The organism is Paenibacillus montaniterrae (assembly GCF_018403185.1).
Lineage (GTDB): Bacteria > Bacillota > Bacilli > Paenibacillales > Paenibacillaceae > Pristimantibacillus > Pristimantibacillus montaniterrae.
Window position 1 is genome coordinate 120,800 of the sequence record NZ_BOSE01000013.1, and the last position, 21,805, is coordinate 142,604.

Consider the following 21,805-nt stretch of genomic DNA (forward strand, 5'->3'; position numbering starts at 1 on the left):
ATGAAAATGGCGTTAGTGCCGTATGATCCGTTTCGTCAGTTGAGTAACTTTAGAAGAGAAATCGATAGCTTATTTCATGATTTACCGTTTTCCTTTCATCATGAGCAGCATTTTGGCAGCATGCGTGTAGATGTTCATGAGAATGAGCGCGAAATTATAGCGACATGCGATTTGCCTGGATTGGAAAGCAAGGAAGATGTGAGCATTCAAATTGACAATCAATATTTAACGATTAGTGGTGTAATGAAGCGTTCCAATGAAGTGAAGGAAGAGCATATGCATCGACAGGAGCGTTTCGTCGGCCGTTTTCAACGCTCGGTTCTATTGCCTGGCCCGGTTGCGCATGAAGGCATTACCGCCACCTATAGAAATGGAGTGTTGGAAATAAGAATGCCGAAGCTTGCCTCTGATCATAAACGGAATATAGATGTGCAATTCCATTAAAAGTGCATATTTAACGAAAAACAAGCCCCATTGGAAATGAGCGACGCATTCCCAATGGGGCTTTTGAAGCTGCGGAGCAAAGCATCCTCCAGTCGCTTTTTAAGTGCAAACCAAGAAGCTTGGACGCTAGTAGAAAGTGAGGAGCACAGCGTAGGCACAAGCTACGTGAGCACCTCCAATGTTTTCGCAGAAAACATACATCGGAAGCATCAGCCTTCGCTAGCGTTCAAGATTCGCCGCCGACTAAGCTACAACGCAACCGGATCGTCATCAAAGTCCAGTTTTTAAACCTCCCCTTCCAATAAGAGTTTAAAATTTGGGCTTTCAGGACCAAGAAGATGGCACGATACTAGAAAGTGAGGAGCGCAGCGTAGGCAACAAGCTACGTGAGCACCTCCAGTGTTTTCGCAGAAAACATACATCGGAAGCATCAGCCTTCGCTAGCGTTCAAGATTCGCCGCCGACTAAGCTGCGAAGCATCCATCGTCATCAAAGTCCAGTTTTTAAACCTCCCCTTCCAATAAGAGTTTAAAAATTGGACTTTCAGGACCAAGAAGCTTGGACGCTAGTAGAAAGTGAGGAGCACAGCGTAGGCACAAGCTACGAGAGCACCGGAACTTTCGGTAGCGTGACATATTCGCCGTCGACTACGCTACAGAGAAGTCACATCGTCATCAAAGTCCAATTTTTAAACCTCCTCTAAAAGGTTTGCTATTTTGTGGCCAATTGATTTGCCTACTTTTAGCTCCTCATCCGAAGCATTATATTCAAACTTCAAGCTTTCATGAACAATTTCAGCGCCAAGCTCCTGCAGCTTTTGCTCTAGCAAATCAACTGCGCCGCAGTAGTTTGCATATGATGTATCTCCAGAACCAAACACAGCAGCCTTTTTGCCACTTAAGCTTAGCTCACACATTTCCTCATAGAAATCAAGCAGCTCGTCAGGCAGCTCTCCATCACCCCAGGTATAAGCGCCCAGTATAATGCCGTCATACTGCAAAAGCTCCTCTGCGCTGGCATCGTACGCTTCCTTTCTGACGACCTCTATACCAGCTTCCTGTACGCCTTTTTCAATCGCCTCCGACATTTCCTCGGTATTGCCTGTCAAGCTTGCGTATACGATTATAATTTTGGACATACCTCCAGCCTCCCTCTATATTTATCTGTAAAACTTTTTTTGTATTCAAACGCAACTTGATATTGATAATCATTATCACAACATAGTTTAATAATAACGAGTTCCCGACAACTTTTCAATCCCATCTGCTTGACCACTTACAAATTAGCTAGCAAATACGCAGGTATTCATTTACAGTAAAGAAAACAGGACGGAAATGGGGATATTTATGCAGCTTAAACAATTAGGCAAGCCTATTGCAATCGGCAATACCGCACATATTTATCGTTATAAGGAAGGAATCGTCAAGCTGTTTCATTCGTATCTGCCTGCTGATGTGGCGAGCTATGAGGGAGGAAAGCAACAAATCGTGCATGCAAAGGGATTAGCTGTGCCAGAAATATGGGAAATTACTACTGTTGAAAGCCAACCGGCGCTAGTTATGAGCTATGCCGAAGGTAAACCGCTTGGTGAGCTAATACTTGAAAATGAATCAAGTCTTGCCCATGTCGAACAGTATTTCGAAATTTTTGTTGAGCAGCAGCTTCTGCTGCATCAAATAGACGGTGAACCGCTGGAGTTGATGGATGAGAAGCTGACTAATCAGCTGCATCGCGCGACGTTACTGGAAGATAAGGTAAAGGAAACACTGCTGGATCAGCTTCAGCGTATGAAATATCGCAAGGTCATTTGCCATGGTGATTTGCATCCACACAATATGCTGCTCGCTGATCAGCAGGTGACGATTATTGATTGGGTAGATGCAACGGCAGGGGATTTGCGGGCTGATGTATACCGCACGTATTTGCTAATTGCGGGACATTCTGTACAAATGGCGGAGCTTTACGTACAGCTATATTGCGGCAAAAGCAAGCTGACACGAGAGGAAATTTTTCAGTGGGCAGCCATTGTAGCCGGGGCAAGATTAGCAGAACATCATTCGCCAGAGGAAGCAGTACGACTGCTTGATATTGTAAAGCATTGGATTTAGCTTAAAAAATGACAAAGGGTTTAATCTCGCTGCAGAGCAAAGCATCCTCCAGTCGCTTTTTAAATCGTAATTCGCAGCATCCCGGTAAATTCCTTGCGCTGGCAAGTTAAGCATCAGGCTGATATAATCATGTTGCATCTGGCTATTCCTTTTTAGGAGGGAGAATGAATGATTCGGATCGCAATTGTAGAGGACGAAGCTCACTATAAGGATCAATTGGTGGAGTTTCTAAAAAAATTTGAGCAAGAGCTCGGCGAGCATATCGAAATCACAACCTATGTGGATGGAGATGAATTCGTTGAGGATTACAAGGCACAATTTGATATTATTTTGATGGATGTGCAAATGCGCTTTATGGACGGCATGTCAGCAGCAGAAGAAATTAGAAAAATGGACTCCGAAGTTGTCATTATGTTTATTACCAATATGGCGCAGTATGCGATTAAAGGCTATGCGGTAGACGCGCTTGACTATATTTTAAAGCCGATTTCGTATTTTCAGTTTTCACAGCGCTTGAATCGTGCGATTGAACGGATGAAAAGACGGGAAGAGCATTACATTACGATCAAGGTCAAGGGTGGAGTAAAACGATTTCAAATTTCAGATATTTACTACATTGAAAGTCAAGGGCATAAACTAATTTTTGCTACGAAATTAGGAGAGATTGAAACGTCGGGCACGATGAAGGAGCTTGAGGAGCAGCTTGCGGGCTATCATTTTTTCCGCGGCAATAAAGGATACTTTATTAACCTGGAGCATGTGGAAGGAATGAACGATATTTTTGCAATTGTTAAAGGCAAGGAGCTGCTGATCAGTCGCCCCAAGCGCAAAGCATTTATGGAGGCATTATCGACATATTGGGGAGAGGTTATTAAATGAACAGCGTGCTTCCAGATATTCCTCGTCTATACACGGCGCTTGCAGAATGGCTCGCCTGCATCGTTTACATTTTACCGCTGAAAAAACAGCTGAAGGGCTGGGGCTTACTTGCGTTTTCCGGCGGCTTTCTCATCGTCCAGTCGCTGTTTCTCTTGCTGACGGAGGATTTGCCTATTTATTTTTGGATTCCTTGCATGATTGTCGCGATCGGCATCATGTTCTATTTTATATACACAAGCTGCAATATTAGCGTGCAGGAAGCGGGATATTTTAGCGTAAGGGCGTTTGTCGCAGCCGAGTACATTGCATCACTGGAGTGGCAGGTGCATGTGTTTATTTGGCAGGGCAACCCGGCTCCGGTTTGGCAGGAAACAATGCTCTTGCTGCTCATATACGGCGCTGCGTTCGCGATTATTTGGCTGCTGGAAAAGCGTCATATTCCAGAGGACGGCAAGCTGAATATTAAGCCGCGCGAGCTATGGTCTACTGTAACGATCGGTGCTGCTGTATTTGGCATTAGCAATTTAAGCTTTGTCAGCACGCAAACGCCATTCAGCGGACAATATGCGCAGGAAATTTTAAATATTCGTACGCTCGTTGATCTCGGAGGCTTTGCGATTTTATATGCCTACCATATTCAGCTGAATGAGCTGCGCATTCGCCATGAGCTGAAGGCGGTGCAAAACATTTTGCAGCATCAATATTCGCAGTATCAGCAATCGAAGGAAAGCATTGAGCTGATCAACTATAAATACCACGACTTGAAAAATCAGATCATCGCGCTGCGTGCTGAAGAAGACACGGAAAAACGCAATGCCTATTTGAAAAAAATGGAGGACGAAATTAAATTTTTTGAAGCGCAGAACAAGACAGGCAATCATGTGCTCGACACGCTGCTTGCCAGCAAAAATATGTATTGCATTAAAAACGGGATTACGCTTACCTGTGTGGCGGACGGCAGCTTGCTCAATGATATCGATGTAATCGACATTTGTACGATTTTTGGCAATGCGCTCGACAACGCGATCGAATATGAGCAGCGGATTGAGGAAACGGAAAAACGGTTGATCCATGTGTCGGTCTTTGCGCAAAAGGGCTTTATTATGATTCGCTTTGAAAATTATTTTGAGGGCGAGCTGGAGCTAAACGGCGACTTGCCGGTTACAACAAAGCCGGATCCCTTTAATCACGGCTACGGCTTGAAAAGCATTCGCTATTCCGTAGAAAAATATGGCGGAGTAGTCAGCATTGGGCAGCAGGATAACTGGTTCGAGCTAAAAGTATTAATTCCAATGAAGCATACAAGCGTTAATTAACAGCAGAACATGCGAACAATACATGATTATTCCAATAAATTTCATAAAATTTACTCTTCCAAATACTAGCCTGGCAACTTATAATTGGGTATTCACGTTATTTATAAAGGTTAGTAAAAATGCATCCTTGGAAGGGGTTTATTAGAAGTGCCAACACCACGTACTGACATCTCACTCTCGCAGACTGTCATAACGGGCAGTTCTGTTGTTAGCTTGCTGCGGCTGCTGCGTCCGAAGCAATGGACGAAAAATTTGCTGCTGTTTGCCGCGTTGCTGTTTTCCTTTGAGGAAATTCGGACAGAAACGATTATCGCAACGATAGCTGGTTTTATTTTATTCAGTCTGGTTGCAGGCTGTGTCTACATCTTAAACGACTATATTGATCGCGAGCGGGATCGGCAACATCCCGTCAAAAAACATCGCCCGATTGCGTCGGGAAAAGTAAATCCAATGCATGCGCTTCTATTTGGTATCGGATTGCTGCTACTATCTGTGCTTATGGCTTTTGTTCTGAATCCGTTATTTGGCGCGTTGTGCATTGTTTATTTTTGTTTGAACGTATCGTATTCGTTTGTACTTAAGCATGTGGTTATTCTCGATGTAATGAGCATTGCCGCAGGATTTGTGCTGCGCGCAATTGCGGGCGGCGTGCTGATTCATGTGCCTTTTACGCCATGGTTTCTGATTTGCACCCTGCTGCTGTCTTTATTTCTTGCTATCGGCAAACGCCGTCATGAGCTTACTCTGCTTGAAGGGAATACAGGCTCGCATCGTAAAGTGCTCGATCATTATTCGATTGCGCTGCTGGATCAGCTCAATACAATCGTGACAACGGCAACGATTATTAGCTATTCGTTGTTTACCTTTACGTCTGATCGCACTGTACATTTGATGTGGACGATTCCGTTCGTTATTTATGGGATGTTCCGCTATCTATATCTCATTCATATGAAAAACCAGGGCGGTTCGCCGGATCGGGTTCTGTTAGAGGACAAGCCTATCTTAATTACCGTCGTTTTATATGTTATTAGTGTCATTGTAATTTTTACTGTATTTGAATGATTGCTTTGTCGACAGAAGCAAGGAGGACCAAGGTTGAAAAGCACGAAATTAGCGATCTTTGATATTGACAAAACGATAATTCGCAACGATTCTATGTTTCAATTTGTCCGCTACACAACTCGTCGCTATCCCGGTTTAACGTGGTGGCTGCCCGTTATTGCTGCTCATACGTTGCTGTTTAAGGCAGGGTTTATGAGCGTAGAGCGGGTCAAGCGCTCTTATTTTAAAGGCATTGAGTGTATGTCAGAGCAGGATCTGGAGCATTTCTATAATAGTCGCCTGCAAACAGCAGTGTTTGCCGAGGCCATCACAGAGATGGAGAAGCGCAAGCAAGAGGGGTATCATGTATTGCTGGTTACGGCGTCTCCTCATGCGTACATGAAATATTTCGCAACATTGCCCTATGTGGATGATGTCATTGGAACGGAGCTTGTCCGTCATGCAAATGGGAACGGGTATACTTGCAAAATAGAAGGCATGAACTGCAAAGGAGAGGAGAAGGTACGTCGCATCCAGGCTTATTTGCAGGAACGGAGCATGGTTATTGATTTTGATCAGTCATGTGCCTATTCGGATTCCCTTTCCGATCTACCTGTAATGATGCTGGTTGCACAGCGCTATTTCATTAACAGACGCGTGCCGCAGATGGAGGAGCTATCATGGGGGAAATAACGGAGCGTCACAGGGGCAAAATATTGATGCTGCTTTCAGCCTTTCTGACTGCTACAGGACAGCTGTTTTGGAAATGGGGACTAGATCAGTGGGTGTATCTGGGCGTTGGGTTTCTATGCTATGGCTTGGGCGCAATTTTAATGATCAAGGCTTTTGCGCTGGAAAAGCTGTCCGTCGCATATCCGTTAATGTGCGCAAGCTATATATTTGCGCTCATGTACGGATATTTTTTACTTGGTGAAGTGATCACGCTTCAGAAGCTGGCTGCCGTTGCGCTGCTTGGAATTGGGGTGACGTTGACCAGTGTGGATCGATAGCTGGATGATAATCGTACTGATAGCGATGACGCTGTGCGGGGCGCTGGGAGGCGCGGGGCTGAAGGCGTATGCTTCAAGCCGCAAACGGCTGCACATCCTGTTTGGACTCGGCTTTTACGGAGTAGGAGCGCTGCTAAATATTGCGCTGCTGAAATTTCTGCCGTTGACAGTTGTCCTTCCCGCCAACGCCTTAACCTATGTGTGGACGCTTCTTCTTGCGAAGTGGGTGTTTAAGGAAAAGGTAGGAAGGCTGCGTTGGGTGGGGGTAGTGTGCATTATGGGAGGACTATTTTTTCTAGTATTTTAGGGGAAGTTAAAAAAGCTGGACTTTGATGACGATGCTTCGCGTTGTAGCGTAATCGACGGCGAATATGTCACGCTACCGAAGGCTCCGGTGCTTACGTAGCTATTGGCCTACGCTGCGCTCCTCGCCTTCTAGTATCGTGCCATCTTCTTGGACCTGAAAGCCCAGCTTTTTAAACTCTTATTTGAAGGGGAGGTTTAAAAAGCTGGGCTTTGATGACGATGCGCTTCTCTGTAGCGTAATCGACGGCGAATATGTCACGCTACCGAAAGAGGATGCTTCCGATGTATGTTTTCTGCGAAAACATTGGAGGTGCTCACGTAGCTATTTGCCTACGCTGCGCTCCTCGCCTTCTAGTATCGTGCCATCTTCTTGGACCTGAAAGCCCAGCTTTTTTAAACCATTTTTGAAGACGAAAAACAGGATGTGGAATGATGAATTTTCTGAACTATTTGTTTGCCGATCGCAAAATTAATCGAGTGGTGCTCTTTTTGTTTGTTGGGTTTGCTGTCTTCTATGGCTTGATGAATGCTCAGTATTTGATTTACATTGCTGAACATGCAACGGTTATTGGGCCACACAGCCCCTTTAATACGCAGGAGTTTCCGCTGAACCTGTTTAACTTTGACCCTTCGATGTATTATGGTACAGGCAATGCATCGATTATTCACCCGCTGATCTCTTATGTGACAGCAGTGTTGGGGGCAGGAGCGAAGCTGCTGGGAGGCAACTGGTTTTTCCTCGTGTTGCAGTCATTCTTAAATGCAGGATCGGTTGTGCTCGTTTTTTTATTTCTTAGCCGCAAGACTAGAGAGCTGACCGTTCCACTACTAATGACGCTATTGTTCGGTTTTAGCTCGTACCTAATATTTACGGCATTTATTCCGGACTCCTATCCGTATGCGCAGTTTGTCATATTGCTCTCTGTCGTGTACATGCAATATGCACGCGAGCGGAATGAAGTGCGCTATATGCCCAATGCGTTGCTCACAACCGTTAATTTTGGCTTGACGTCGACCAACATTGCACCTTTTGCCGCTGGATTGTTTTTTAACATGCAGGCATGGCGCAATCGAGAAGGCTGGAAAAAGCTTTTTGGGATAGCGGCCTTGGCTGCTGTCTTAATCGCCTTATTAACCGTTATCCAATTTTTCGTATTTGAACGCAGCTGGGTTAGCAATTGGCTGCTTGGGATTCAGAATGGTGGATTGGGCTATGCCGCGCCATTCAGGTTTGCTGCGCATCAGGCGGCGTTAAATCTGCTGGTCATCAATCCGATGCTTACTCCGCAGGTTCATATGCTGAACCCGAACATGGTCGCTATTGTAACCGATTTAGCCGTTCCCAATCCGCTTTACACGCAGCTACCGGGGCTATTTATTGTACTGCTGGCGCTGCTAGGCTTCATATTCGGTATTCGTGAGCGGGAAACATGGACGCTGATTCCGTATATTCTGTTTGCCTTTTTGCTGCATATCGTCGTTGGCTTCGGCCTGGCGGTATTTGAGTATGACATGTATCTGTATGCGGGTCATTATCTATTTGCGTTTTTCTTGCTGGCTGGTGGGTTTGTAATCAAACTTCGCAAAGGACTAGTCAAACAAATTGCAATAGGCCTGCTCGCTTTGTGCGTGCTCATCATGGCCGGTAACAATATCTATCGTCATGGAGAAGCGTTGAGCACGATCAAGCAATCGTATGAGCAGTTGGAGCAAGCTTCTGTAAAATAAAGTGAATGACATCTAAAATAGGCTTTTGAGCATTCCCCATAATTATGAGTGCGCCCTAGCGTGCGAGCAGTCAGCATACAGTTGGCTGTCCGCACGCTATTTTTGTATGCCGTATTACAGTTCATGCAAAAATAAATACAGTTTATGCGTTGATGCCTTTGCTGCAAAAATTAAATGCTAGAATTGCGGTATGAAATTTGAAGGGAGCAGCAAAGATGATGAGAGCGGTGACAGGAACGATAAGGTGTAGTGCAAGCTAGAGGTGAAATGAATGCGCTTTATTTTCAGAGCAATGAGCCAGCGCTGCTTCTATGAAATGGAACAGCAGGAGGCAAAGCAGCAAAAACTAAACAGGGATAAAGCAGCGCTGCTGCACTTATCAGTTGCAACGGCTGGCAGCTTTATTTCAAACTAAGTGGATTAAGTGGAGATAAGTATGAAATATAGAGACCTTATTGAGCAAATGACATTAGAAGAAAAAGCATCTTTAATGTCAGGCAAAGATTTCTGGCAAACACAAGAGATAGAACGCTTGGGAATCAGTAGTATTTTTCTTGCTGACGGACCGCATGGCATTCGCAAGCAAGCGGCGGCGGCAGATCATCTTGGCCTCAATCCAAGCCTTCCGGCAACCTGCTTTCCTACCGCTGCAACGGTAGCGAATAGCTGGAATGTGGAGCTGGGTGAAAAAATCGGCCATTATTTGGGCAAGGAAGCTGTTGCGCAAAGGCTGAATGTACTGCTTGGACCAGGCATTAACATGAAGCGCGATCCGCTATGCGGCAGAAATTTTGAATACTTTAGCGAAGACCCTTATCTTGCAGGGAAAATGGCTGCCGGCTATATTCGAGGCATTCAAGCGCATGGCGTGTCGGCCTGTGTCAAACATTTTGCCGCTAACAATCAAGAGGAGCGGCGCATGTCGATTGATACCATTGTCGATGAACGAACATTGCGGGAGATTTATTTGACAGCCTTTGAAATCGCGATCAATGAAGGCAAGCCGCTTACGGTGATGTCCTCCTATAATAGGCTGAACGGAGCGTATACCAATGAGAACCTGCATTTGATGCAGGATATTTTGCGCAAGGAATGGGGCTTTGACGGCGTTGTCGTAACCGATTGGGGAGGCAGCAATGACCGGGTAGCTGGACTGATTGCCGGAAATGAGCTCGAAATGCCTACTACTGCAGGCGAAACCAATGCTGAAATCGTTCAGGCAGTGAAGAGCGGCAAGCTGGATGAAGATGTGCTTGATCAATGCGTAGATCGGCTTTTGCATTTGATCTTTACAACAGAGCAAGCATTTTCCAGTGAGCATAAGCCGATTATTGATGCCCAAGAGCATCATGCTGCGGCTCAGCGGGCTGCGGAAGAATCGATTGTTTTGTTGAAAAATGAAGGTGGTATTCTACCGCTCAACCCGGCAAGCAAGCTTGCGATTATCGGTGATTTCGCCATGCAGCCGCGCTACCAAGGAGCCGGATCATCGATTGTCAATCCGACTATGCTTGATAATACGCTGCAATCGCTCGAGAAATTCGGTCTTAACAGTATCGGCTATGAACCAGGCTTTGAGCGTTATGGCAAAAAAAGCAGATCCAAAATAGATAAAGCTTGCGCGCTTGCCAAGCAAGCCGATGTTGTACTGCTCTTTATCGGGCTTGATGAGGCTACAGAGGCGGAGGGACTGGATCGGCAAAATATGCGGCTTCCGGAAAATCAGATTGCATTGCTTGAAGCGCTTTATCAGGTTAACCCGAATATCGTTGCTGTATTGTCATGTGGTGCGGCAATTGAAATGCCGTGGATTCATCAAGTGAAAGGTTTGCTGCACGGCTATTTAAGCGGTCAGGCAGGGGCGGCAGCGATTTTGCGCGTACTGACAGGAGAGATAAATCCATCAGGCAAATTAGCTGAAACCTATCCGCTGCACTATAATGACACACCGGCAGCAAGCCATTTTCCTGGCAAGGAGGTTAGCGTAGAGTATCGTGAAGCGTTGTTTATTGGCTATCGCTACTATGACACTGCCAATGTTAATGTACTTTATCCGTTCGGTTATGGCTTAAGCTATACTACCTTCGATTATTCTAATTTAACAATCGATGAATCGGGAGCAATGTTTACGATTACAAACAGCGGTGCACGCGATGGTATGGAGATTGCCCAGCTATATGTCGGCTGTGCTTCGACAAGCATATTCCGCGCCAAAAAAGAGCTGAAAGGCTTTAGCAAAATATTTTTACGCGCTGGCGAAAGCAAAACGCTTCATATTCCGTTCGATGATAAAACCTTCCGATACTTTAACGTCAAGTCGAATCGCTGGGAAGTGGAGGATGCAGACTACCAAATTATGATTGGCGCTTCAAGCGCAGATATTCGTTTGCAAGGCATGCTGCATGTCGCTGGCAGCGATGCGCCGTTGCCATATGAACAAGCCATGCTTCCTTCCTATTATTCCGGGAATGCAAGCAAAGTTTCACAATCTGAGTTTGAGCAACTACTTGGACGCCCGGTACCTAACGCTAAATGGGATCGCACACAGCCACTTGGCTACAATGATACAATCGCGCAATGTCAATACGCCAAAGGTTGGGTTGCCAGATTTGCTTTTCATGCGATTACTTTTTCGCATTGGTTTTTGCACAAGATCGGAAAAAGAAGCACTGCTAATTTAATTATGATGTCGGTTTACCATATGCCGTTTAGAGGCATTGCCAGGATGACTGGCGGTATCATGAATATGCCAATGCTGGATGGCATGCTGATGATGGTTAACGGCAGCTTCTTTAAAGGATTGCGTCATCTGCTGAAGGAAAGAAAAAAGCTTAAGCAGACAGCGAAATCAAAATAAGGAGAGCAGCTATGAAACAACAATCAAGAGGACTTATCGGCTTATGGAATAGCTACACGGAAAAACATCCGAACATTGCTCAATTTCTTATGTTCTTTCTGCTAAGCAATGGCGTAACAGTGCTGCAAATCGTTATTATGCCGTTGTTCAAGTCGCTGCTGGGTAAAACCTCGCTTGTCGATACAAGCTTTCAGGTATTGCAGCTTGGTCACAACTTTGACGGAAGCTCGTACTATGTTTTTGACTACGCAGCTGGCGCTTTGTCTGCTGGTGGCGGAGGCGGACTTGCTTACTTTCTTGCGGTGCAAATTTCAATCGGTATTGCACAAATTATTAATTTTTTCCTGCAAAGAAATATTACCTTCAAATCAAACAGCAATATTTGGCGGGCCGCTTTTTGGTATGTTATTGCGTATATCATCATTTCACTTGGAGCAGCCGCGGCACAAGGACTGTATAAAGCTCCGATTTATAATTTGCTAATGAATACATGGGGGATGGGTAGCGCTGGAGAAACAACAGCGGATATTATTACGATGATTATTAATAGCGCAATTTCTTTCTGGGTGTTTTTCCCAATATTTAAACTCATATTTAAAGAGAAGCCTGAACAACAGGAAATCTAAATGGATAAATAGAGAGAGACCCATAACTGAGACAAACTTACAGCACTAGAAAGGGGATATTTTAATGAGTTCGATGAGCAAGAAAAAAAGAAACTGGCTAATTGCGCTGGGCGCACTGATTGTCATTATTGTAGGTGTGCTTTATTACGCATTTGTTGTGACGAATGCGGGCAATTGGCTGCTGGCCAAGTTTAAGCCGGATACAGAGGAGCAGAAGCTTTCCTATACGACTGCGACAGAAACCATTGAAAAAATTACCGATGAAGGCTTTGTATTAATGCAAAACAAAGATAACTTCCTGCCACTAGCAACATCGGCAGACAATAAAACAAAGCTCAACATATTCGGAACACGATCAGTTGTTACGTTATTCAACTCTGGTGGCTCGACAGCAACTGATGTGACGAAAGCGGTTAAGCTGGAAGATGCACTGCGTGATGTGGGCAATTTTGAATTAAACCAGGATTTGCTCTATTTGCATTATAATTTCTATAAAAGCGGTAAAGTATCGATTAAAGAAACAGCTGCTCCAAAAAATCGCAGTGATTCAGAAATTTTAGGAGAAACGACAAATCTGGCATTGCCTGAAGTACCGGCTACCGCTTATAAAGACAACACGCTCTACGGCGATGGCACAACATTGTTGGAACAGGCGAAAGCGTTCTCTGACACTGCACTTGTTGTACTGGGAAGAGGCGGAGGTGAAGACACTGACTTAACGCCAGCTCAGTTATCGTTGAGTGCGGATGAAGAAGCAATGCTCGATGTTGTCGCGAAAAACTTTGAAAATGTCGTAGTAATCATTAACTCTGCAAACGTGATGCAGCTTGATTTCCTTGAAGACTACCCAGCGATTAAAAGTGTAATCTGGATCAGCTATCCGGGCGAGACAGGAACAAAATCGTTGGCAAAAATATTAAATGGTACAGTAAATCCGTCCGGTCGTTTAGTAGATACATGGCCGGCTGATCTGATGAACAATCCAGCGGCGAAAAACTACAATGCCTTGGATAGCAATGGTGTAATGACAGCGGATTCCAACAAATATACGAATATTGAAGGGGATTCCGGATATTTCAGCCATTATGCAGAAGGGATTTATGTAGGTTACAAATATTATGAAACAAGACATGTAACGGACAGTAGCTACAAGTATGATGAGGAAGTGCTGTTCCCATTCGGTCATGGTCTTAGCTACACGACATTCAAGAAGGATATTGTCGAGATGAAAGAAGAGAACGGAACGATTACATTGCGCGTTTCCGTTGAAAATACAGGTGATGTAGCGGGTAAAGATGTTATTCAAATTTACTCTAACCCTCCGTATACTGGAGCCATTGAAAAAGCAGCTGTAAATTTGGTGACGTTCAAGAAAACAAATATGATTGAGCCAGGCCAAACGGATTACTATTCATTATCGTTTAGCGCTGAAGATTTGGCTTCTTACGACTATAAGAATCATAAGGCATATGTGCTGGAAGCAGGCGATTATGAGCTGATGCTAATGGAAAATGCTCATGATAAGCTCGACTCTGAAATTTACAAGGTTCAGGATGACATTATTTATAATGAGGAAAATGACGGCAAACGCTCTACAGATAAACAAACAGCAACGAATCAATTTGAGGATGCCTTATCCGTTGATGATTATTTGACTCGAGCTTGGAACCCGGAAAGCCGTGCTTTTACCGGACCTCAGCAAGCAGACTTTACGGCTAGCCAGGAAGTGCTTGATGCATTGACAGCCAAAGTGCCGACAGATTCGGAATTGGGGTATAGCGAGGCTGATTTGCCTGAATACGGCAAAACATTGGCGCAAACGATTAAGCTGGCGGATATGAAGGATGTACCGTATAACGATCCGCGCTGGGATGAGTTTTTGTCGCAATTAACGCTGGAGGAAATGGCTAACATCGCCGGCATGGGCGCTTATCAGCTGCTGGAAATTGAACGCTTGGGCGTACCGAAAACGTTGCAGCCGGACGGCTCTATGGCGATCGCCTCCAACATTTACTCTGGTCCAATTATGGGAACAGAAGGTGTCGGTGTTACCTATGCAGCGCCAAGTGTGTTGGCTGCAACGTGGAACCAGGATGCAGCTTATTTGATGGGAACAAGCATTGGACAGGAAGCACAAGCATTTGGCTATAATGGCTGGTATTCCCCTGCTATGAATATTCATCGCACACCATTTAACGGCAGAAACTTTGAATACTATAGCGAGGATGGAGTGCTTTCAGGGAAAATAGCAGCGCAGGTCGTAAAAGCAGCGCGCGAAAAAGGAGTTATTACCTACATTAAACATTTCGCTGTTAACGATAAAGAGAAAAATGCTCGCATGCAATTTTTCGTATGGTCCAATGAGCAGGCGATTCGTGAAATTTATTTGAAGCCGTTTGAGCTGGCAGTTAAGGAAGGCGGCAGCCTTGGCGTAATGTCCTCGTTCAACTTTATCGGCTTGAACTGGGCAGGCGCACATAAAGGCTTGCTGACCGAGGTGCTGCGCAACGAGTGGGGCTTTGAAGGTCTTGTGTTGACTGATGCTAATATGTATCCGCATATGGATCCTGTAAAAATGATTTATGCAGGCGGCGATGTAACGCTGGATGTTATGGCAGTATGGCAGGGCGGCGATAACCAGAACAAAGTAATGCTGGCAGCTGCACAAGATCCAACCACCAAAATCGGGGCAACGAAGAGCTTGTACCAAGCGAGTAAAAATGTGCTGTTTGCCGTTTCTCGCTCTTGGAAAGTAACAGAATAATTGTAATGATATTGATTAAGCGGTGCTCCTTGCTGGAGCGCCGCTAGTTTTAAGTTGGTGAATATTAGAGGAAGTGGCCTTAGAGCAAATATGCTATACTACACTCGTTAATGATAAAGAGACAGAATAAGTAAAGGTTGTGTGAACATGAAGCTATTATCAGTCGTCATTCCTTGCTATAACTCACAAGATTATATGAAGGCGTGCATCGAGTCGGTATTGCCTGGCGGGGAAAACGTTGAAATACTGATAGTAAATGATGGTTCAAGCGACAAAACGGCGGATATTGCGGATGATTACGCTGCTAAATATCCAGCTATAATCAAGGCTATTCATCAAGCTAATGGCGGGCATGGCGCGGCGGTCAACGCGGGGCTTCGACATGCGAGCGGTTTATATATAAAGGTTGTGGACAGCGACGACTGGGTGGATATTAGAGCCTATATGAAGGTGCTTGCTGCATTGGAACGATTTGCGCTGGAGCAGCAGCCTGTTGATTTGCTAGTCAGCAATTTTGTTTATGAAAAAGAAGGCGCGAAGTATAAAAAAGTAATGAAATATGAAAACGTATTGCCAGAAAATAAGTGGTTTACATGGGACGAGATTGGCCGTTTTCGCAAAGGTCAATACTTGATGATGCACTCGCTTATTTACCGGACAGCGCTGCTGCGGGAATGCGGACTTGAGCTGCCCAAGCATACGTTTTATGTTGATAATCTTTACGTTACAACACCGCTGCCTTATGTAAAAAGCATTTACTATCTGAACGTTGATTTCTATAGATATTTTATTGGACGCTGCGATCAATCGGTTAATGAGAAGGTTATGATTAATCGAATCGATCAGCAGCTGAAAGTGAACAAGCTGATGATTGAGCAGATTGATCTGGAGAGCATCAGAAGCGGCAAGCTGCGCCAATATTTGTTTAATCATTTGGAAATCGTGACCATGATTTCGACGATTTTGCTCATACGCTCTGGCTCAAAGGAAAATTTGCAGAAGAAGCAAGCATTTTGGCGTTTTATTAAGGAGTACGATATGGAGCTGTATCATCATCTGCGCTACGGGATGATGGGACAGCTGCTAAGCCTGCCAGGGCGCATCGGGCGCAGCATTTCGGTAGGTGTATATAAAATTACGCAAAAGGTCGTCGGCTTTAACTAACTTGGAGGCTAGCTATGCATAAAACCTACGATTTCCTTATCGTCGGAGCAGGACTTTACGGAGCTGTATTCGCACATGAAGCGAGTAAGGCCGGTAAAACCTGCCTCATTATCGACAAGCGTAATCATATTGGCGGCAATGTCTATACAGAAAAGGTGGCGGGTATCGAGGTTCATCGATATGGCGCGCATATTTTTCATACGAGCAGCAAGAAGGTATGGCAGTACGTCAATCAGTTTGCAGAGTTTAACCGTTTTACGAACAGTCCGCTTGCCAACTATAAGGGCGAGCTGTACAATTTGCCGTTTAATATGAATACCTTTAACAAAATGTGGGGAGTCACGACACCGGAGCAAGCGAAGCAAAAAATTGAGCAGCAGCGCAGAGACAGCTATGTAGAGAAGCCGCGCAATTTGGAGGAGCAGGCGATTAATTTGGTCGGGCTCGATATTTATGAGAAATTAATTCGCGGCTATACCGAAAAGCAGTGGGGACGATCCTGCCGCGAGCTGCCTGCTTTTATTATTCGCCGATTGCCGGTGCGCTTCACCTATGACAACAATTATTTCAACGATCCGTATCAAGGCATTCCGATAGGCGGCTATACGGCGATGGTGGACAAGATGATCGAAGGAATCGACGTGCAGCTGGAAACCGATTATCTTGCCGACAAAGCATATTGGGACAGTCGAGCTGAGCACGTTGTATATACAGGGCCGGTCGATGCCTATTTTAATTATCAATATGGCGTGCTTGCTTATCGCAGCTTAACCTTTGAGTCTCAGCTGCTCGAAACGAACAATTATCAGGGCAATGCGGTCGTCAACTATACCGATCTGGACACGCCATATACGCGCATCATTGAGCATAAGCATTTTGAGTTTGGCACACAGCCGCAAACGATCATCACTCGAGAATACAGTGCAGAATGGAAGCAGGGGGACGAGCCCTACTATCCGGTAAATGATGCGCATAACAGCAAGCTGTATGCTCAGTACAAGCAATTGGCTGATGCCGAGCGCAACGTTATATTTGGCGGGCGGCTTGGCGAATACAGGTATTATGATATGGATAAAGTAATCGCCGCTGCGCTAAGCAGAGCAAGCAAGGTTTTGCGTGAAAACTAATCACGGGATAAAGAAGAAGGCGCGATAATGCTGCCTTCTTCTTTATTTTTTATTACGTGATGCGCACTGGCATCGAAATCATTCGCAACTATAGCAAAAGCTTTGTGCTGTGGAATATGGCGCTTGATGAAAACAACGGCCCGTTTGTGCCCGGCTTTGGCACAAGCACATGCCGCGGACTATTGAAGGTAGAGCAGCAAAGCAAGCAATTCCAGTATACGCTCGATTACTATGCGCTTGCTCATTTTCAGCAAATGCGTGCGGCCCAAGGCGGTAAGGCTTGAAACTGAAGCTGCCGACGAGGCGATCCGTGCAGTCGCGCTGCGCAATGTCGATCAATCAATCGCGGTCATAGCCTTCAACGACAGTGAGCAAGCCCGTGATATTGCGATCGAGCTGCCAGGGCGCGAGCAGCTAAAGCTGCATATGGCAGCTAAAAGCGCTGTAACCGTTCATTTGCTATAGGCGTATTGTCAACCATTTGTTCTTATGCTAATATTAGCTTGCACTTCAATTTGCAAGATCGGGAGCTTGGGGAACCAGGCTGAGAGGATAACTAATCTGTTATCGACCGTTGAACCTGAACTGGATAATGCCAGCGGAGGGATAGAAATGCTTTTATATTGATATAGCATTAGACGCTTATGCCTTTAAAGCCACATGTTTTATGCGGCTTTTATAGTGATAAGCATCTTTCCCCTGCCTCCGTAAAGGTTCGAAATAATCTTTTATTTCTGAATAAACAGGAGGTTTTTTTATGTCCAAATCTTTAGAGTCTACTGTATTCATTCCTACCATCCAGCCATTTCCCAACAGCAAGAAAGTCTATGTCGAGGGCTCCAGACCCGACCTTCGAGTTCCAATGCGCGAAATTCAATTAAGCGAAACTACAGGGCCAGCAGGAACAGCAGTGAATGAGCCCGTTTCTGTCTATGATACGAGCGGCTTATATACGGACCCCGCTTTTGTGGTGGATATTCATAATGGTCTTCCTCAGCTTCGCAGGCAGTGGATCCTGGAGCGTGGCGATGTTGAGGAATATGAGGGAAGAGAGATTAAACCTGAGGATAATGGAATCAAAGGTCAAGCACAGGTTAAGCAACAGGTTTTTCCCGGAGCAGTTCGCAAGCCGCTAAGAGCGAAAAACATGAAAAATGTGACACAATTACACTATGCCCGCAAAGGGATCATTACTCCGGAAATGGAGTTTATTGCGATTCGAGAAGGCGTAAGTCCAGAATTTGTCCGCAAGGAAGTAGCAGAAGGGCGGGCGATCATTCCTTCCAATATTAATCACCCAGAGAGCGAGCCGATGATTATCGGACGAAATTTTCATGTTAAGATCAATGCGAATATTGGCAATTCTGCCGTAACCTCCTCTATTTCAGAGGAAGTTGAAAAGATGACATGGGCGATACGCTGGGGAGCGGATACGATTATGGATCTCTCCACTGGCAAGAACATTCATACTACTCGCGAGTGGATTATACGCAATTCACCAGTTCCGGTAGGCACCGTACCTATTTATCAGGCCTTGGAAAAGGTCAACGGAGTGGCTGAGGATTTAACATGGGAGGTTTATCGTGATACGCTGATCGAGCAAGCAGAACAAGGAGTGGACTATTTTACTATCCATGCAGGAGTTCTGCTTCGTTACGTTCCGCTTACGAGCAATCGGGTGACGGGGATCGTCTCTCGAGGCGGGTCGATTCTTGCGGCATGGTGCCTGGCTCATCACGAGGAAAACTTCCTCTACACTCATTTCGAGGAAATCTGTGAAATTATGAAAACCTACGATGTAGCCTTCTCTTTAGGAGACGGACTTCGCCCGGGATCGATTGCGGATGCCAATGACGAAGCACAATTTGCAGAATTGAAAACGTTAGGCGAGTTAACCAAACTGGCCTGGAAGCATGATGTTCAGGTGATGATTGAAGGACCTGGTCATGTGCCTATGCATAAAATTAAAGAGAACATGGATTTGCAGCTGGAAATTTGCCATGAGGCTCCTTTTTACACCTTAGGTCCTTTAACGACAGATATTGCACCTGGCTATGATCATATCACTTCAGCTATTGGAGCAGCGATGATTGGTTGGTTTGGAACCTCCATGCTTTGTTATGTCACTCCGAAAGAGCATCTTGGACTGCCGAATAAAGAGGATGTGCGAAATGGAATTATCGCTTATAAAATTGCAGCTCACGCAGCAGATTTAGCCAAAGGGCATCCACGCGCGCAAGTTCGGGATAATGCTCTATCGAAGGCTCGCTTTGAGTTCCGCTGGCGCGACCAATTTAATCTATCGCTTGATCCGGAACGAGCGATGGAATACCATGATGAGACACTGCCAGCTGAAGGAGCCAAGACAGCTCATTTTTGTTCCATGTGCGGACCTAAATTTTGCAGCATGAAAATTAGTCATGAAATTCGTGAGCAGGCTTATGAAAAGCAGCAAATAGAAGAGGGAATGAAGGAAAAAGCGCAGCAATTTAAAGCAGGCGGCAGCCGGATTTACCGCTAATTGTTGACTACTGCTGCTTATATCCTGCAACGGGGATGCCCGAGAAGTGATAGGTAGAACGGCTGGATAAGGGCTGGATAAGGGCTGGATAAGGGCTATTAAAGGGCAGGTTAGTCGCTAAGGAAACTGGGTAACGTTATGTGTAATATATGCAGCCTTTCTTCATTCTAATGAATGTACAGCGTCTTATTGGGCGGATTCACTGTAAATAAAGCAGTTTTCCGCCCCTTAACGTTCTACATATTCCTTAGATATCCGATTGACTCCAATCTAATCATTTAACGTTACCCAGATTCTTTAATTCTCCAAATGGTGCTTCGATATACGGCAATAACCAGCTCTTAAAGCGCTGCATCATGATATTGCTCTTCCATTTTCACCTTTTGCCGCATCATTTGCCGATATTCTGTCGGCTGCATGCCCATTACATCGCGAAATGCCCGCGTAAAGCTTTTATAGCTTTCATAGCCGACCATTGCCGCTACCTCGACGATTTTATGCTCGGTTTCGGCCAGCAGCCGCCGAGCTTTGTCAAGACGTACATCACGCAAATACTCAGCAAAGCCTTTGCCGATGTTTTTCTTAAACAAATTTGAAAAATAGGTGTAGTTCAAGGACACATGGTTCGATACCATCGCCAGATCAAGCGGCTTATGGTAGTTTTCGTAAATAAAGCGGATCGCTTCATTCAAATCCTGCGAGTTGCGATAGCTGCATTTAAATTCATAGTAGAACTGGTTGAGCCGTAGTAGCTGCTGCTGCAACGCCTGAATGTAATCACGGATGCTCGGATAGTCGAAAAGATTGCGCAAACAATCAATATCGAGCGCTTCCTCTCCCATGTAGGGACGAATCACTCGCTCATATTCCTCCAGCATCTGCACCACGGCGCGGCACAGCTGCTGAGTGTAGCGAATATGATAGCGCTGCAGCACATCGCGATGAAAAAGCATAGAAATGCGCTCGGTTATTTTGCTGCTGTTTTTAGCGCCGACTAATTGAAACAGCGCATACAAATCCTCATAGGGCAGCTGCCATTGCTGCTCCAGTCCCGTAATTTGCAGGGGTAGAATACAGCTCTTTTCCGGAAACAGATAGCTGTGGTGATACAGCTCTATCAACTGATTGTAGCTGAGCGGCAACGCTTTTAAACCTTGCTGCGGCTCGCTCATCACTGTAACCGCATCGATCTGCCTTGCCTTAAGCGCTGCTGGCAGAGCGCTTGGATCTACAGCAGCATCAACCGCAAAAATCAAGTGTGGGCGTTGCTGCAAACATATAAAGCCGCGCTTGCCGTAAACGCTGTAGGCGATCGATTCCATCGCATTAGCACTGCTGGCACCTGGCTGATTAATTCGCAGCTGCTCCCGCAGCAGGCAAAGGCGATAGCTGCGCCACAGCTTGGGGTTAAGCTGCTCCGTTTGATGTATCCACGCCTCGTCATTTGCAGCGCCCTGCATGTACATGCTTAGCTCCTTGCGGTCCGTTTCCTTAACGCGGCGCGACAAATGCTTCATATTGCGCCAAAGTGTTTGCCGCGTTTTAACCTCCTGCAGCACATGCTCTACCGAAGCTTGCAAATCATCGCGCTTAACAGGCTTAAGCAGGTAGCCCTTTGCGCCAAGCGAGATCGCTTTTTGTGCATAGGCAAAATCGCTATAGCCGCTAATGATCAGGTAATCTACTTTAATCCGTTCTTCCTTCGTATGCTCCATCAACGCCAAGCCGTCCATATCGGGCATCTTGATATCGGTAATGACCAGCTGAATGCTGGTTTGACGCATAAGCTGCAGCGCTTCAATCCCGTTGGCTGCGCAATAAATAGCATCAAGCTTTAGCGGAAATTGGCTCAGCATTGCCTGCAGCCCATCGCGAATATGCTTTTGATCATCTACAATTAAAATGTTGATCATA

The 21,805-nt window shown here is 45.4% G+C and carries 19 protein-coding genes and 1 riboswitch; of the genes, 17 read left to right on the forward strand and 2 right to left on the reverse strand.

The window, feature by feature from the left end; translation table 11 throughout:
- The first annotated feature begins 6 nt into the window (after positions 1-6).
- Positions 7-444, forward strand: a complete 438-nt coding sequence (locus KJS52_RS24450) for an Hsp20/alpha crystallin family protein (RefSeq protein WP_213519912.1) — start codon at positions 7-9, stop codon at positions 442-444.
- Between the two features lie 688 nt (positions 445-1,132).
- Here the strand turns inward: KJS52_RS24450 and KJS52_RS24455 are convergent.
- The gene (locus KJS52_RS24455; protein ID WP_213519913.1) at positions 1,133-1,582 is read right to left on the reverse strand and encodes a flavodoxin; all 450 of its coding nucleotides are present in this window, start codon (positions 1,580-1,582) and stop codon (positions 1,133-1,135) included.
- 208 nt (positions 1,583-1,790) lie between these two features.
- Between KJS52_RS24455 and KJS52_RS24460 the strand changes: the two genes are divergently transcribed.
- The 16 genes from KJS52_RS24460 (at position 1,791) to thiC (ending at position 19,891) form a co-directional block, all read left to right on the forward strand.
- Entirely contained in the window at positions 1,791-2,552 is a 762-nt protein-coding gene (locus tag KJS52_RS24460; RefSeq protein ID WP_213519914.1) for an aminoglycoside phosphotransferase family protein, read from the forward strand.
- Between the two features lie 168 nt (positions 2,553-2,720).
- Complete coding sequence (locus KJS52_RS24465; protein WP_213519915.1) at positions 2,721-3,431, forward strand: LytR/AlgR family response regulator transcription factor; 711 nt, start codon at positions 2,721-2,723, stop codon at positions 3,429-3,431.
- Complete coding sequence (locus KJS52_RS24470; RefSeq protein WP_213519916.1) at positions 3,428-4,747, forward strand: ATP-binding protein; 1,320 nt, start codon at positions 3,428-3,430, stop codon at positions 4,745-4,747. The genes KJS52_RS24465 and KJS52_RS24470 overlap by 4 nt, the downstream gene beginning before the upstream one ends.
- A gap of 168 nt (positions 4,748-4,915) precedes the next feature.
- On the forward strand, positions 4,916-5,809 hold the full coding sequence (locus tag KJS52_RS24475; protein ID WP_213519945.1) for a decaprenyl-phosphate phosphoribosyltransferase: 894 nt from the start codon (positions 4,916-4,918) through the stop codon (positions 5,807-5,809).
- 33 nt (positions 5,810-5,842) lie between these two features.
- Positions 5,843-6,481: an HAD family hydrolase gene (locus tag KJS52_RS24480; protein WP_213519917.1), complete on the forward strand. Its 639-nt coding sequence runs from the start codon at positions 5,843-5,845 to the stop codon at positions 6,479-6,481.
- Positions 6,469-6,798, forward strand: a complete 330-nt coding sequence (locus KJS52_RS24485) for an EamA family transporter (protein WP_213519918.1) — start codon at positions 6,469-6,471, stop codon at positions 6,796-6,798. Before KJS52_RS24480 ends, KJS52_RS24485 begins: the two co-directional genes overlap by 13 nt.
- A gap of 4 nt (positions 6,799-6,802) precedes the next feature.
- Positions 6,803-7,105, forward strand: coding sequence for an EamA family transporter (locus tag KJS52_RS24490; RefSeq protein ID WP_213519919.1), 303 nt, complete (start codon positions 6,803-6,805; stop codon positions 7,103-7,105).
- Positions 7,106-7,536: 431 nt separating this feature from the next.
- Positions 7,537-8,832 (forward strand): DUF6080 domain-containing protein, encoded by a 1,296-nt coding sequence (locus KJS52_RS24495; RefSeq protein WP_213519920.1) that lies wholly within the window; start codon positions 7,537-7,539, stop codon positions 8,830-8,832.
- Positions 8,833-9,268: 436 nt separating this feature from the next.
- Positions 9,269-11,689 carry a glycoside hydrolase family 3 C-terminal domain-containing protein gene (locus KJS52_RS24500; protein ID WP_213519921.1) on the forward strand — a complete coding sequence of 807 codons (2,421 nt, stop codon included), beginning with the start codon at positions 9,269-9,271 and terminating at the stop codon, positions 11,687-11,689.
- An 11-nt stretch (positions 11,690-11,700) separates the two neighbouring features.
- Entirely contained in the window at positions 11,701-12,315 is a 615-nt protein-coding gene (locus tag KJS52_RS24505; protein WP_213519922.1) for a GtrA family protein, read from the forward strand.
- A gap of 64 nt (positions 12,316-12,379) precedes the next feature.
- Entirely contained in the window at positions 12,380-15,079 is a 2,700-nt protein-coding gene (locus KJS52_RS24510) for a beta-glucosidase (protein ID WP_213519923.1), read from the forward strand.
- 147 nt (positions 15,080-15,226) lie between these two features.
- Complete coding sequence (locus KJS52_RS24515) at positions 15,227-16,243, forward strand: glycosyltransferase family 2 protein (RefSeq protein ID WP_213519924.1); 1,017 nt, start codon at positions 15,227-15,229, stop codon at positions 16,241-16,243.
- A gap of 14 nt (positions 16,244-16,257) precedes the next feature.
- Entirely contained in the window at positions 16,258-17,370 is a 1,113-nt protein-coding gene (gene glf / locus KJS52_RS24520; RefSeq protein ID WP_213519925.1) for a UDP-galactopyranose mutase, read from the forward strand.
- Positions 17,371-17,429: 59 nt separating this feature from the next.
- On the forward strand, positions 17,430-17,654 hold the full coding sequence (locus KJS52_RS27565) for a hypothetical protein (RefSeq protein ID WP_246563918.1): 225 nt from the start codon (positions 17,430-17,432) through the stop codon (positions 17,652-17,654).
- Positions 17,602-17,835: a glycoside hydrolase family 30 beta sandwich domain-containing protein gene (locus KJS52_RS27570; protein WP_246563920.1), complete on the forward strand. Its 234-nt coding sequence runs from the start codon at positions 17,602-17,604 to the stop codon at positions 17,833-17,835. Before KJS52_RS27565 ends, KJS52_RS27570 begins: the two co-directional genes overlap by 53 nt.
- 48 nt (positions 17,836-17,883) lie before the next feature.
- Positions 17,884-17,992, forward strand: a riboswitch (TPP riboswitch).
- Between the two features lie 135 nt (positions 17,993-18,127).
- Positions 18,128-19,891, forward strand: a complete 1,764-nt coding sequence (thiC, locus tag KJS52_RS24530) for a phosphomethylpyrimidine synthase ThiC (protein ID WP_213519926.1) — start codon at positions 18,128-18,130, stop codon at positions 19,889-19,891.
- Between the two features lie 341 nt (positions 19,892-20,232).
- Here the strand turns inward: thiC and KJS52_RS24535 are convergent, their stop codons facing one another.
- Positions 20,233-21,804, reverse strand: coding sequence for a response regulator transcription factor (locus KJS52_RS24535; protein ID WP_213519927.1), 1,572 nt, complete (start codon positions 21,802-21,804; stop codon positions 20,233-20,235).
- Position 21,805 lies beyond the last annotated feature (1 nt).